Origin of the sequence: Paenibacillus cymbidii (assembly GCF_004764705.1) — a bacterium.
GTDB lineage: Bacteria > Bacillota > Bacilli > Paenibacillales > NBRC-103111 > Paenibacillus_AN > Paenibacillus_AN cymbidii.
Genome location: NZ_SHLX01000042.1, coordinates 1 through 14200, shown reverse-complemented (window position 1 = coordinate 14200; position 14200 = coordinate 1). Strand labels below are relative to the sequence as shown.

The window sequence follows — 14200 nt, the reverse complement described above, 5'->3', positions numbered from 1 at the left end:
CAACGCTTCGGAAGCCCGCAACCGCAAATTGCGGCGCGGGCACGCGGCGTCCTTCTTGCTAGACGAGCGGAGCTGCTACCGATTCGCGGACAACCAGCTTCGGTTGCAGCATAATTTCCATCTGCGGCATCGGTTTGCCTGACAGCCTGTCCGTCAGGAATTGACAGGCGAGCCGGCCCATTTCATAGTCGGGCTGCTTCACGGTTGTCAGCGGCGGCACCGTCATCCGGGAGAACGCAATATCGTCGAAGCCCATGACCGACATCTCCCGCGGCACCTGAACGCCGGCCGCCATCAGTTCGTTCATGACCCCGACGGCGGTCATATCGTTGCAGGCGAGGATGGCGGTCGGCCGGTCGGAGAGCTCCAGCAGCCGGCGCGTCAGCCGTTTGCCGTTGTCGAATTCGTAGACGCCGTCGTAAATTTCTTCGCTCTCGGCGACCTGGATCGTCGGAGCCAGCCCGTGCTCGCGCAGCGCGTCCTCGTAGCCGCGGCAAATGCTTCTGCGGCTCGGCCGGTCAAGCGGCGACGTCACGTAGGCGATCCGCCGATGGCCGCTCGCAATCAGGTGGGCGGCTGCCAGGTACCCGCCCTTGCGATAATCGAATTCGATCTGGAGTATGCCGTCCTCCTCCAGCTTCTGATCGAGCGCGACAACGTGCAGCCCTTTGGCGATGTACCGCTTCAGCAGCTTCGTGTCGGCGGAGATTGAGGAGATAATCAGCCCCTTGACCTGCTTCTCGAAAATCGACTTCACGTATTCGTCCTCAAGCCGGGCATCCTGCAGCGAGTTGCAAAGCAGTACCTGATAGCGGTTCTCCCGGGCTATTTCTTCGATGCCGAGCACGACCGAGGAGTAGAACGGATTCGTGATCGATGGGATGATAGCCGCCAGCGTCATGTTCGTGTTCGTCTTCAATTGCTTGCCGAGCAGGTTCGGCACGTAGTTCGTTTCTTTGGCGATGCGCACTATTTTTTCGCGGTTCGCGGCACTGACCGGGTATGTGCTGTTGCTCAGCACGCGGGATACGGTAGCGGAGGACACCCCGGCCATTTTGGCGATGTCGTGGATGGTGAGCGATTTGTTCACTGGACAGGCCCCTTCGGCAATCGATTTCTGGCAAAAGCTGAATTCCCGCTTCTTATCCCTTTCGTCTATTTTACTCCCCTGCATTTTTTCTGTCCAACTTCGTGCAAACGGCCCGGCTGGTTGCCATTCCGGCCTGCTTTTTGCATTTCCGTCGAAGACCTGAACATTTTGCTATGGAGACCTGAACATTTTTTTAGTTCGGCGCCGGCAATGTTTCTATACTTGTACTAGCGGCGCCGGCAGCGCTATCCGATCGTCCGTGCCAGCGATTATAATGAAACAGACAACGCTTCGTCCTATACACATCTGAGGGTATCGGGAGGGGACCGGGATGTATCGGGTGCTCATCGTGGACGACGAGAAAAAAATTCGCGAGCGCGTGGCGAGCAAAATGCCTTGGCAGGAATTCGGTTTCGAGGTGATCGGAAGCGCGGAAAACGGGGAAAAGGCGTGGCGGATGATCCGCCAGCTGCAGCCGCAGGTGGTGCTCACCGACATCCGGATGCCCGGCATGAGCGGGCTCCAGCTGGTCGAGCGCATTCATCGCGAATACCCGCATATTCGTACGGCGATCATGAGCGCGTACGACGATTTTGCCTACGCGCAGGAAGCGATGCGTTTCGATGCGCGAGGGTATATGCTGAAGCCGCTCATTCGGCGGGAGTTCCGGCAGTTGTTCGGGAAGATCGCCCGCGAGCTCGGCACGTCGCCGCTGAAGACGGCGGGGAACGAGCCGGCAGGCGGCCCGCCTGCCTCCGGCGGCGATTCCGCAATCTCCGGAACCGGGGAAACCGCGACCGGGGCAAGGACGCAGCTGGAGCGTAACCTGTACATTGCGGAAGCGAAGCGGTACATCGACCATTTTTACGAGGACAAGATCCGTTTGGAAGATGTGGCGGGCCACCTCCACCTGAATCCGAACTATTTCAGCTCGTTGTTCAATCGCGAGACCGGCTACAGCTTCGTCGACTATTTGAACGAGCTGCGCATCGCCCGGGCGACAGAGCTGCTGCTCCGCACGGACGGCAAAATCAGCGACATTTCCGTCAGCGTCGGGTTCGCCAGCTTCTCTTACTTCAATAAGGTGTTCAAAAAAATTACCGGTGTCACTCCCCGCGAGTATCAGGAAGGCAAGGCGGCCATGCCAACGAATGGCCCAGCCGCCGCATGGGCGGAGGAGGATGGCGTGTGAACCAGCGCCCTGTTCCGCTCACGCGGTTCCTCATGCTGTTTTCGCTGCTGACGGTATCCGTGCTGCTGTTGATTGTCTGTGCGGTGCTCTACTTCAAGACCAAATCGTTCATCGACCAAAAGGTGAACGACCTGCTCGAAATCAAACTGAGCCAGACGACCGTCGATACGAAAAAACAGTTCGAGGATGTTTATCAGGCATTGGAAGGGCTGCGCGGCAATGAGCCGTTCCTTGGCACAATCGACCGGCTCGCCGGATCGGCCGCTTCCTCCTACGAGCGGGTTACGCTTTCGCTCGACGTGGAAGCGGCTTTGTTCAATTTCAAGAAGGACAACGATTTTATCGCCCGCATTGACGTGGTTACGACGTCCGCACAATACGGCACCGACCGGCCGTTGTTCGCGTATCCGCTGGACAAGCGCCTGCCGGATCTGTTCCGCCCGATGCGGCAAATTCGGCTCGTACCCGAAGGAGAAACCTATGCCGCCCTGGGCATAACCCGTGCCGACGTAACGGAGCCGCAGCTGCGGGATAACCTGGATCGGCTGAATCAGGCGGTTTATTTGGCGGGCTCCATTCCATCGTTCGGAAGCGGCGGCGGCTACGGCATGATTATCATCCAGCTTGCGCCGGACAATTTGAAACATCGCATTCCTTACGACGAAGCGATCGCGATTGTTGCCGGCGACGGGAACGTGCTGTACCGCGGCGCCGGCGTGGCGGCCGATGTCGCGCCGCTGCAGGCGCCTGCGGCCTGGACGAAGGGGAAGTGGTGGAAGGGCAAGCGCTACTATACGCGCGATATCGGCTTCTCCGACTTGTATCTCGTCTTCGCCGAGTTCTCCGGCAATGTGCTCCGCCCCCAATTGCCGACGATCGGCGCCTTCTTCGCCGCCGCTTTGCTCGGCTGCGCCTTGCTTTCTTTCGTGTTGGCCACGCTGCTGCGAGACCAAATGCTTCGCCCGCTGCACGGCCTGATCCGCTCGATGGGCCGGTACCATCAGCTGCGCGACCGGTGGAGGCAGCCGGCAGGCGCCAATCTTAAAAGATCGCGGGTCACCATGCGGGATCGGCTGTTTTTTTATTTCACGGTCACCATCCTGCTGCCAATCATCCTGTTCGTCGCGCTCGTCTTCCGGCACTCCACCCAAATCATATCGCAGGAGCTGCGGCGCACTTACGAGGCGACGTTCGAGAAGACGGTGCACCGCATCGAGCTGTTCGTCGAGCAGAAAAAAATCGTGCTCGCCCGGCTCGCCTACGACTCCGGCGTCATCCGATTCGTCAATCGGCCGGAAGACGCGGAGCCGTTCGCCCCGATTATGATGGCGCTCCGCTCGTCTCCGCTCGGGCAGGATACCGTGGCCATCTACACCGCCGACAACCGCTTGCTGTATGCAAGCCGCAATCCGTGGAACAACCGGCTGCCGGAACCCTTCTACCTCCAGATGCATTCGGAGCGCAGGAATCTGTTCTACTATGCGCAAGCCGGCAGCGGCTCCACCGCGATCAGCCTCGGCATGGCGATCGTCGCATTGAACCGCACGGCGGCAAGCCCTGACGGGTTTCTTGCGGTCGATGTGGAGGAGGTATATTGGTCCAACCTGTACGCTTCCCTGGAATCGTACGGAGGGACCTCGTTCATCGCCGACGAGAACGGACGCATCCTGTCTCATCCCGATCCGGAGAAGATCGGTTCCACCGCGCCGCTGCCGCTTCCTGTTTCGCAGTTGAACGGGTACGCGTCGGGAGGGGAGACGGCCTTGTATTTTGCCAATCGGATCGGCGATTTGCCTTGGTATCTTGTGTCGCGTTACGACTATACGGCGATGCGCGGCCAAGCCGAGGCGATCATCTACGACGATATTTATTTGATGGTTATCGTGTTGCTGCTGGCGATGCTGCTTGCGTACGGCTTGTCGCAGTATTTGCTGAGCCCGTTCGCCGCCATGAACGCCCGGTTTTTCCTGCAGCAGCCGGATGGATCGATCGGGCCTATCCGCGAGGAGCCGTATGCGATCGATGAGGTCGGCCAGCTGCAGACGTCGTTCAACCGGATGCTGGAACGGATTGAGCAGCTCGCGGGCGAACGGGTGCTGGCCGACCGCCGCCAGATGGTGCTGCAGATCGATGCGCTGCAGGCGCAAATCAACCCGCACTTTCTGCATAACACGCTGGAAAACATCATGTATGCGATCGAAGAAGGGGACGGAGACGGCGCCGTGGAGATGATCGGCCTGCTCAGCCGGTTGTTCCGCTTCGCGATGGGCAAGGAATATCCGCTGACGACGCTGGGGGAGGAACTGGACTACGCCAAGGCGTATGCCGACATCATGGGCTTCCGCTTTGGCGATCGGATCGTTTTCGTCTGGGAGGAGGATGCCGCGCTGAACAATTGCACGGTAGTCAAAATGCTGCTGCAGCCCCTCATCGAAAATGCGATCCGCCACAACGAGCAGACGGAGGAGCGGACGCTGCGCGTCGTTGTCTCCTGCCGCCGGGAGGATGACATGCTGCTGCTGCAGGTAGCCGACAACGGTTCGGGCATCGCGGAGGAGCGGCTGCGCGCACTGCAGGCGGAGCTGACGCAGGAATCGGGCGTTCGCGGGCATGTGGGGCTGTACAATGTGCACAGCCGCATCCGCCTGCATTTCGGCCGGCCTTACGGCCTTGCCGTCGACAGCGCCGCGGGGGAATGGACGTCCGTTGTGCTGCGTCTGCCGTACCTGCGCGAAAGTGCTGAACATTTTGCTAACGAGAGCTGATGATTTTTTTAGTAGCGTCGTTTCCCGCTTTTTATACTGAAGAGGCAAGGTCATCGCGACAAAAAGGGGAGGGCGGAAGAGATGGGCAACAAACGGGTAGTACAAGCCGGGGCGGTAATGCTCGCGGCGACACTGGCGATCGCGGGCTGCAGCAAGTCGCCGGCGGCGGATTCCGGCGCCGGCAAGGGGAGCGCGAGTCCGGCTGCGTCGGCAGCGGCAAGCGCTTCTACCGGCACGACGCCAAGCGGCGCCGATTTGTCCAAGAAGCTGGAGATCGAGTGGCTTGGCGCAGGGGCAAGGGGCAAAATCGAAGACGGCAATCCGGTGCAGAAAAAACTCGAGGAAAAGTTCAACGTCAAGCTGATCAACAAAAAGGTGGACATCAACAACGCCGATCAGACGAATCTGATGATCGCTTCGGGCGGATTGCCGGAAATGTCGTTTACGTACGTCGACCCGTACAAAATGGTTTCGGATCAGCTGACGCGGACGATTCCGATCGAAATGATCAAGAAGTACGCGCCCCAGTACGCCGCGCTGCTGACCAGTCAGCCGACCGGCTGGAAGGTCAACAAAGCGAAAAACGAAGAGTCGCTTATCGCACTGACCGGGTTCGAGGAAGCGTCCGGCAACGTCGGCTGGTTGCACGCGTACCGGCTGGACTGGCTGGAGAAGGTCGGCATCGCGCCGAAAGGCCAGCTGACGCCGATGGGCAATACCGGCGAGTTGTCGCGCATCTTCTTCTCGAAGCAGGCATTCACCCTCGCGGAAGAAGAGAAAATAATGGATGCCTTCGTGAACGGCGACCCGGACGGAAACGGCCAGAAGGACACACATGCGATCACGCTCAACACGAACGCGCTAAACTACGCGCTGACGACCTATGCCGGCTCGTTCGGCTTTGGCTGGAACTACAACATCGAGGAGAACGGCAAAGTCGTCGAATACAACATCAGCGCCAAATACAAATCGCTGCTTCAACAATTGAACGCATGGTACAAAAAAGGATATATCGATCCCGAGTTTACGACGCTCAATCTGGCCAAAACCTGGGAGAAGTATGCAGCCGGCAAGTTCGGCATCACGCCGGTCATCGCCGACGCCGTCGCGATGATTCCGTACACGAACGGACGGCCTCCCGGCGTGCTGTCGCTGAAGGATCCGAAGTCGAAGTTCCTGATCACCCCGCCGCCGATCGGCGCGAACGGCGCGCAATTCATTCCGTCTACCACGCAGGTGGACAATTTCAATTACAGCATGGTCGTACGCAAAGGCGTCTCCGACGAGAAGCTGGTTCGCATGCTGCAGATGTTCGAGTACATCAATTTCGACAAGGACATGCACGTGCTGGCGACGTTCGGCGTGGCGGGCACGGACTTCGACTGGGAAGGCACGCCTTACGATTCTGCGGTCGTGGCCAAGCCGAATGTCGCGCTCGAGCCGAAAGGATCGACGTACTACAATTTCGTCGTCCGCTCCGGAGTGACGAGCCGTTTCCTGGATTTGGCTTCGAAGCGCAAGCTTAACGACATGTTTACGGCGACGCCGGAAGGCAAAAGCCTGTTGATCCGGCCTTACAAGGCCGATCGCTTCAACGAAACGAAGTATAAGGATCTGCTTGCCGCGAGCGGTGCGAAGTTGAATACGATCCGCGACGAATTTTTCTACAAAGCGGTAACGGGCGAGGTGGATGTGGCCAAAGACTGGGACGGGTACGTGAAAAATTGGCTTTCCTCCGGCGGCAGCGAGGTGCTTGCTGAACTGGAGAAGGCCCCCACTGTGGCGGATCTGTTAAGGAAATAGCGCCGAAGCGGCCCATGGCCACTGCGGAAGGCAGGATAGCGGGGCGGCGTCCGCCGGTGCACGGACGTCGCCTTTGCCGTCTCCGTCTAAACGCAGAGTTGGCGAAGCGGGCACCGCATCTTGCGGAAAGCCCCGAAAGGAGGTAGTGCGATGACGGCGCACGCGAAGTCGGTCCGCAACAAAATGTTTCGCATGCGGGCGCTTTATTTGATGCTGCTGCTCCCGGTCGTCCATCTGGCCGTATTCCATTACGCGCCGATGTACGGCGTGATCGTGGCGTTCAAAGCTTATAAGCCGGGGCTCGGCATTTGGGACAGCCCCTGGAATCAAATGGCTCATTTTCGCATGATGTTCGAGGATTTCGCTTTTTTGCGGGCGCTCCGCAATACGTTCATCATCAGCTTTTTGCGGCTGATCGTCGGGTTCGTCCTGCCGATCGGGTTCGCCCTGCTTATCAACGAAGTGATCCACCACCGCTTCAAGCGGCTGATACAGAGCATTTCCTATCTGCCTCATTTCCTGTCCTGGGTCATTATCGCCTCGATGGTCGTCGAGGTATTCTCGCCGGAGCGGGGTGTCATCAACTATCTGATCGTGCAGTTCGGCGGCGATCCGGTTCATTTCCTGTCGAACAAGGGCTATTTCGTGCCGCTGTTGATATTGACCGATGCCTGGAAGGAGGTCGGCTGGGCGTCGATCATCTATCTCGCTTCGATATCCGCGATTTCGCCGGAACTGTATGAAGCGGCCGAAGCGGACGGCGCCAACCGCTGGCACAAGATGCGGTTCATCACCTTGCCGTCGCTGGTACCGGTCATTACGATCCTGTTCCTGCTGCGGCTCGGCAGCATCCTGTCCGGCGGTTTCGACCAGGTGCTGAATTTGTACAATCCGCTTGTATACGAAGTGGGCGACATAATCGATACCTACGTGTACCGCGTCGGCCTCGAGCAATTCCGGTTCGACTATTCTGCCGCTGTCGGCCTATTCAAAAATGTCGTCGGCGTCGTCTTCCTGGTGACCGTCAACCAGATCGTGCGCCGGCGCAGCGATTACGGAGTGTGGTGATATGGCGGAAATAAAAATGAACGCCGCGCGGGTATTGACGGCCGGCCGTGGCCGGCGCGTGCACACGGGCTGGTTCGACATCGTCAACTACGCGGTGCTGCTGCTCTTCTCGCTGCTGATCTTGTATCCGTTCTGGCAGATCGTCGTCATCGCGTTTTCGACCGGCAAGGAGGCCAGCTCGCTCGGGCTTCACGTCTGGCCGAAGGTTTGGTCCGTCAGCGCGTTCCAGTTCCTGTTCTCCTACGAGGAGATCGTTCGTCCTTACGTCAACGCACTGCTGCGCACCGTCGCCGGCACCGCGCTTGAGCTGCTGTTCACGATTCTGGCCGCTTATCCGCTGGCGAAGCGGGAACTGCCGCTTCGCGGCTGGCTGACGACGTATTTCGTCATCCCGATGTTTTTTACCGGCGGGCTGATTCCGACGTATTTGCTGATACGCAGCCTCGGACTGATCGACAATTTTCTGGTCCTGATTTTGCCGGGAGCGGTGGCCGTCTTCAGCATCATCATCATGCGCAATTACTTCATGTCGCTCGACCCGGCGCTGGAGGAGTCGGCGCTGATCGACGGCGCGGGCTACTTCCGGCTCGTGTTCCGCATCGTTGTGCCGGTGTCCGTTCCCGTGCTTGCCACGATCGCCCTCTGGGCCGCCGTCAGTCACTGGAATGCCTGGTTTGACGCCATGATCTACATCCGCGACCGCAAGCTGACGGTCATCCAGGTGATCATGCGCGAGATGCTGGCCGCCGTCGACATGTCGGTGAACAATGCCGTGTCGCTTAATCAGACGGCCGAGCTGGCGCAGCTGTCCCTGCTGAATGTGCGCTCCGCGATCGCGCTGCTGTCGATCGGACCGATCGTGCTCGTGTATCCGTGGGTACAGCGCTATTTCATCAAAGGCATTATGCTCGGCTCCATGAAAGGCTAGTAAGGGGAGGAAAAGAACCGATGACGACAACCTGGAAACCGGCCGCTTATGGCGAGAAAATCCCGATCCGCACGCCGCATGGTCCGATATCGTTCGGCCTGACGATGGCCGGCGCGATCATCCCCGGAACGGGCGGACAAGGCAAACGGCTGCTGCTGTCGCGGATCTGGGAGGGCATCTTCGACTATGCGACGGAGGAGCTGCTTGACGGCGAGCTGCAAGGCGAGCCGACGCTCGCCTTCGAAGCCAAAAGCAAGGAGCAACTGTTCGGGCTGGCCGACTGGAACCACGACGGGCGGGAGGACGCGGTCGTGTCGGAACGGTACGGGTTCCTGCACCTGCTGGAGCGCCGTCCGGACGACGCAAGGGTGGCCTTCGACTATGCGGGTGTGATCGTCGACCGCGACAGCGGGCTGCCGTTCAATCTGCCTTACGACAATCCGAATTATTTGACCGATGCGCTTGCCGGGTATACCGATCCGTATTTCTACAACTATGCTTACCCGATCGCCTATCCGAATCGGCACCGCCGCGCGACCGATCTGATCGTCGGCGACATGGCCGGCAACTTGTGGTGGATGCCCGACGTGTCAACGGCCGGCGAACGTCCCGCCTACGTCGGCGTTGAATACGAGAAGCCGGCGCAGGCGGCGTCCGAGTACGGCCGACGCCTGCGGGAGCAATACGGCACGCGGTACGTGCGGCCGGCTGGCAAAATCGCCGACGAGTCGGGCGTTCCGTTCCTGCTTGGCGTCGGGTTCGAGAACGGCAAGCGGTTCGCCGGCGGCAACGTCAGGCCTGTCGTGTACCGCAACAAGCGGACGGGTAGCGACGATTTGCTCGTGCTGACCGGCTACATGGAGCTGAAGGCTTACTACTTGCAGCGGGTGAACGACGGTGAGGACGGGCAGCCGGCGTTCCGCAATCTGGGTGAAGTCGCCCTGCACGGCGTTCGGCATTTGCACCCGTTCAGCTTCCACGACAAGCTGATCGTCGATCCGGAGCGGGATGACGAGCTGCTGCTGACATCCGGCAACCATATCGCCCGCATGACGAATACGCGTCCGGACGGCATCGTGCCGGAATTCAGCTGCTCCGGCCTGATCAGCGCGGACAACGCGATCACGTGCGATTATCATTATACGGAAGTGCTGGAGGACCGGCAGTGCGGGAAGCGGTATTTGCTCAACGCCGGTTTCCGCGACTGGACGGTGCGCGAAATCGTTGGCACTGCGAACGGGATTATGCTGGCGAGCGGGTCTGCGCCGCTTCTTGACCAGAACGGCCCGTTCCATGTCGACGGGGAGACCGATCCGCAGGTATCGCCCGAATGCGGCTGCCATCATGCTTCCCGGTGGGACTTTGACGGCAGCGGCAGGCAGCACCTGATCGTGGGCACCGACATGGGGCATCTTTATTTACTCGTCGATGAAGGGGAGGTCGGCAAGGACGGGCAATTTCGGTATCGTTCGGAAGGTCCGCTCCGGGATAGCGGCGGGCATATCATTCGCATTCACAACCGGCTGAGTCCGATCGGCATCGATCTCGACGGCGACGGCCGGGAGGACCTGCTGGTCGGCGGTGCGACCTACCAGCGCGGCTTCGAGACGGATCCGGCCCCGGGAGCAGGTATTTACTACTTGCTGCACAAGGGAATCGACGCGGCGGGGCTGCCGATTCTGGAGCCGCATGCGCCCGTGCCGTTTGCCGGGGAACCGTGTCCTGTCGTCACCAATCGGATGGTCGAGCTGCAGCTGGCCGATCTTGACGAAGACGGTGAGCGGGAAATCGTGATCTGGTCGGTGGCGGATCGGTTTTCCCGCGTATACAAGCTGGTCAGGGAGAAGGGAGAAGGCGGCTTCGCGCTCGCGCTTATCGGCACGCTGCCGGACATGACGCTGCTCAAGCGGCTGCACGATCTCGACGGGGACGGCAAGCCGGAGATGGTGTACGGCGGCGGCGAGCCGGGAGTGGCTTATTATCAGCGGATGCTGTGAAGCGACAGCCGGAGAAGAACAAAGCGAAAGAATGCGGGTGAAAAATAAATGGAAATAATAGGTAAAGGCGTCGTGTACCGCGCTGAAACTCCTTCGAATACACAAAGCGCCGCGTTTCCCGGCATTTGTGTTCTGCCTAACGGACGGTGGATATGCAGCTTTCGGGCCGCTCCGGCGAAAACGCCCTTAACGGGACAGCATATCGTCGTGATGATGTCGGATGACAACGGAAATACATGGAGCAAGCCGGCAACGCCCTTCGACCCTCCAGCCATCGAGGGCAAGCCGGGATCGTTCCGTACCGCATACGTAACGGCGCTTGGCGGAACCCGTTGCATCGCCGCCTTGTGCTGGGTAGACATTTCCGATCCGTCGCTGCCCTACTTCAATCCGGAGACCGAAGGGCTGCTCGACACCAAAATCATGATCTCCCGCTCGGAAGACGGCGGAAGCAGCTGGACGCGGCCCGAGCTGGTGGATACGTCACCGTTTCATGTGCCTGTGCCGTTGACGGGACCGCTGTTGTTGCTCGGCGACAGACGGCTTGCATGCCAATTCGAGCTGAACAAGCCTTATCGGGAGACGGCAGTGTGGCGCCATTCGTCGGTGCTGCTGTTCTCCGGCGATGAAGGGAACAGTTGGACCGAGCATGTCATTACCAGCAACGACCCGACCAATCGGCTGTTTTATTGGGATCAGCGGCCGGGCGTGGTGAAGGAAGGAAATTTGCTCAATCTGTTCTGGACGTACGACGCCGCAGCGGCAACGTATTTGAACATTCACGCACGGCAATCGGACGATTTCGGACGGACGTGGTCCGACTACCGCGATATCGGCGTGCCGGGGCAGCCGGCGCAACCGGTGCGGCTCGGCGACGGCCGGATCGCGATGGTGTATGTGGATCGGACGGCGCAGCCGGCCATTATGCTGCGGCTTAGCGCGGACGGCGGTCTCACGTGGCCGGTCGAATCGGAGCTGCCGGTCGCCAGACCCGTGCCGGATAGCCAAACGGCAGCCAAATCGTCGATGCAGGATACGTGGGCGGAGATGAGCCGATTTTCCATCGGGCTGCCGGCAACCGCGTTGACGCCGGACGGCCGTTTGCTTGTGGTGTATTACGCCGGCGCGCGAACCGACGAAACGGCGATCGAATGGGCGCTGCTGCAAAGCCGGTAAACGCGGCCGGATCTACGAGCCGATGAATAAAATGCTAGATTGCTAGGTTTAGCTTTTGCCTCGCCTGCCCATACTTGGAGTATGGGAGTTGGGAAGGGGAAGCTGAATATGGTTAAACGGACTTCATACCGTCATTATTATTACTTGTTGTTTGCGTTTCTCGTGCTGATTGCCAGCTGGGAGTCGAGCCGGACCAACGCCGCGGCGTTCGAAGGCGACATCCCGAACCAGGCGATCCGGCTTCGCATACTGGCCAACTCCGACGCGCTGCAGGACCAGGCGGTCAAGCGCGCCGTCCGCGACCGCGTCATGGCCGTGATCGACTCGTGGCAGGAGAAGCCCGCCACGATCGAGGAAGAGCGCGAAACGATCCGGCGGCACATGCCGGAGATTGAAGCGGCCGTCGGCGCGCAGCTGCGGGAGAGCGGCTACGCCTACGGGTTCCGCGCCGAGCTGGGCGAAGTGCCGTTCCCGATCAAAACGTTTGCCGGCCGCATTTACCCGGCGGGCGACTACGAGGCGCTGCGCATTACGCTCGGCGCCGGGGCGGGGCAGAACTGGTGGTGCGTGCTGTTTCCGCCGCTGTGCCTGGTGAGCACGGTGACGAAAGCGCCGGACAAGAAGGCGAACGTCGTATCGGCCGCGTCCTTGTCGCAAACGTCCGCCGCCGATTCGGAAATCGCCGTCGCCGCGCCGGAGCCGGAGCTTCACTCCTATGTGTGGGACAAGATGAAACAACTCCGCTCCTGGGCCAAGGCGAAATGGTAATGGTTTGGGGATTGTTGTCAAAAGGAGAATCGGCACGCGCACGTTGGCGTGGCGGTTCTCCTTTTTTCGCGCTATAATGGCAAGAAAAATCAAAGGATGAACGGTTCATGACGCAAACGCACTACTGGACGGTCGGGCCGGCCGGCGATCCGGGGCAGCCCGCCATCCGCGAAGCGGCGGCTTTGCTGCGGCAAGGCGAGCTCGTTGCGTTTCCGACGGAAACGGTATACGGCCTGGGCGCCGACGCCCGCAATACGGCGGCGGTTGCCGCCATATTCGCCGCGAAGGGCCGCCCCTCCGACAATCCGCTGATCGTGCATATCGCCGATCGTTCGCAGCTGGCCAATCTGGTCGAACGGCCGGACGAAACGGCCGAGCGGCTGATGGACGCCTTCTGGCCCGGCCCGCTGACGATCGTGCTGCCGGCGCTGCCAGGCGCGGTATCGCCGCTGGTCACGGCCGGCCTTGCCACCGTCGGCGTTCGCATGCCGGCGCATCCGGTCGCGCTCGGCTTGCTTGCGGCCGCCGGCTGCCCGGTCGCCGCGCCCAGCGCAAACCGCTCCGGCCGGCCGAGCCCGACGCAGGCGGCGCATGTGCGCGCCGATCTGGACGGCGCCATCGCCGGCATCGTCGACGGCGGCGCCACCGGCGTCGGGCTCGAGTCGACGGTCGTCGCCGTCGAAGACGGTGCGGTGCGCATCCTCCGGCCCGGCGGCGTCACCGCGGAGCAGCTGCGGGCCGCGCTGCCCGCAGGCACCGCCGTGCTCGCCGGCGCGGAGACGGCCGCCGACGCTGCCGATGCGCCGCGCGCGCCCGGCATGAAGTACCGCCACTACGCGCCGCGCGGCAGCATGGCGATCGTCGCCGGCGACGATGCCGATGCGGTAAGCCGCACGATCCAGCGGCGGCTCGACCAGGCCAAGCGAGAGGGCGAGCGCACCGGCGTGCTGACGTGCGAGGAGCATGCGCATCGCTACCGCGCCGATGTCGTGGCGGTTTGCGGCCGGCTTGCGGAGCCGGAATCGATCGCCCGCGGCTTGTTCGCGGCGCTTCGCCGCTTCGACGACGAAGGCGCCGCGTTCCTGCTGGCCGAACCGTTCGGCCATGGCGGGCAAGGCATCGGCGCCGCGGTCTGGAACCGGCTGCGCAAAGCCGCCGAAGGCCGCATCGTATCGGCCGACGAGGCCGGCCGCAGCGAAAACGCCGGCCTATGACCGGCCGAAGCGCGCCTTGCCAAATAGCCCATAAAAAATGGCTTATTCGCCCCTTTTTCCTCGTTACATCGAAAATGAGGCTGTCCCAAAAGTAACTTCTGAACACCCGCGGCAAACAAATAGGAATGCATTCGGAAGAAATCAAGGGGCTAAGCGGCCTGTTCTCGCTTAGCTCTTTGGTTTTTGGTATCCACTGCTG

General features: G+C 60.8%; 10 protein-coding genes. 9 read left to right on the top strand and 1 reads right to left on the bottom strand.

The window, feature by feature from the left end; all coding sequences use genetic code 11:
* Nucleotides 1-58: 58 nt before the first annotated feature.
* A complete protein-coding gene (locus tag EXY20_RS34745) occupies nt 59-1090 on the bottom strand; it encodes a LacI family DNA-binding transcriptional regulator (protein WP_135557029.1) in 1032 nt (343 codons plus the stop codon).
* A 331-nt stretch (nt 1091-1421) separates the two neighbouring features.
* Here EXY20_RS34745 and EXY20_RS34740 point away from each other — a divergent pair, with 331 nt between their 5' ends.
* The 9 genes from EXY20_RS34740 (at nt 1422) to EXY20_RS34700 (ending at nt 14001) form a co-directional block, all read left to right on the top strand.
* Nucleotides 1422-2282: a response regulator transcription factor gene (locus tag EXY20_RS34740; protein ID WP_135557028.1), complete on the top strand. Its 861-nt coding sequence runs from the start codon at nt 1422-1424 to the stop codon at nt 2280-2282.
* On the top strand, nt 2279-5047 hold the full coding sequence (locus tag EXY20_RS34735) for a cache domain-containing sensor histidine kinase (protein WP_167859734.1): 2769 nt from the start codon (nt 2279-2281) through the stop codon (nt 5045-5047). The genes EXY20_RS34740 and EXY20_RS34735 overlap by 4 nt, the downstream gene beginning before the upstream one ends.
* An 81-nt stretch (nt 5048-5128) precedes the next feature.
* Complete coding sequence (locus EXY20_RS34730) at nt 5129-6850, top strand: type 2 periplasmic-binding domain-containing protein (protein WP_135557026.1); 1722 nt, start codon at nt 5129-5131, stop codon at nt 6848-6850.
* Between the two features lie 150 nt (nt 6851-7000).
* Complete coding sequence (locus tag EXY20_RS34725) at nt 7001-7918, top strand: ABC transporter permease (protein WP_135557025.1); 918 nt, start codon at nt 7001-7003, stop codon at nt 7916-7918.
* Nucleotide 7919: 1 nt separating this feature from the next.
* Nucleotides 7920-8846, top strand: a complete 927-nt coding sequence (locus EXY20_RS34720; protein WP_235886340.1) for a carbohydrate ABC transporter permease — start codon at nt 7920-7922, stop codon at nt 8844-8846.
* 20 nt (nt 8847-8866) lie between these two features.
* Nucleotides 8867-10843 carry an FG-GAP repeat domain-containing protein gene (locus EXY20_RS34715; RefSeq protein WP_135557024.1) on the top strand — a complete coding sequence of 659 codons (1977 nt, stop codon included), beginning with the start codon at nt 8867-8869 and terminating at the stop codon, nt 10841-10843.
* A gap of 210 nt (nt 10844-11053) precedes the next feature.
* Nucleotides 11054-12019, top strand: coding sequence for a sialidase family protein (locus EXY20_RS34710; RefSeq protein WP_235886346.1), 966 nt, complete (start codon nt 11054-11056; stop codon nt 12017-12019).
* A gap of 108 nt (nt 12020-12127) precedes the next feature.
* Nucleotides 12128-12787 (top strand): stage II sporulation protein R, encoded by a 660-nt coding sequence (gene spoIIR / locus EXY20_RS34705; protein WP_135557022.1) that lies wholly within the window; start codon nt 12128-12130, stop codon nt 12785-12787.
* 107 nt (nt 12788-12894) lie between these two features.
* A complete protein-coding gene (locus EXY20_RS34700; protein ID WP_135557021.1) occupies nt 12895-14001 on the top strand; it encodes an L-threonylcarbamoyladenylate synthase in 1107 nt (368 codons plus the stop codon).
* The last annotated feature ends 199 nt before the right edge of the window (nt 14002-14200 follow it).

What these genes read in the sequence shown, in the direction of transcription:
- EXY20_RS34720 (WP_235886340.1), top strand. Translation starts at nt 7,920, where the DNA reads ATGGCGGAAATAAAAATGAACGCCGCGCGGGTATTGACGGCCGGCCGT.
- EXY20_RS34725 (WP_135557025.1), top strand. Translation starts at nt 7,001, where the DNA reads ATGACGGCGCACGCGAAGTCGGTCCGCAACAAAATGTTTCGCATGCGG.
- EXY20_RS34700 (WP_135557021.1), top strand. Translation starts at nt 12,895, where the DNA reads ATGACGCAAACGCACTACTGGACGGTCGGGCCGGCCGGCGATCCGGGG.
- EXY20_RS34730 (WP_135557026.1), top strand. Translation starts at nt 5,129, where the DNA reads ATGGGCAACAAACGGGTAGTACAAGCCGGGGCGGTAATGCTCGCGGCG.
- EXY20_RS34715 (WP_135557024.1), top strand. Translation starts at nt 8,867, where the DNA reads ATGACGACAACCTGGAAACCGGCCGCTTATGGCGAGAAAATCCCGATC.
- EXY20_RS34710 (WP_235886346.1), top strand. Translation starts at nt 11,054, where the DNA reads ATGATGTCGGATGACAACGGAAATACATGGAGCAAGCCGGCAACGCCC.
- EXY20_RS34740 (WP_135557028.1), top strand. Translation starts at nt 1,422, where the DNA reads ATGTATCGGGTGCTCATCGTGGACGACGAGAAAAAAATTCGCGAGCGC.
- spoIIR (WP_135557022.1), top strand. Translation starts at nt 12,128, where the DNA reads ATGGTTAAACGGACTTCATACCGTCATTATTATTACTTGTTGTTTGCG.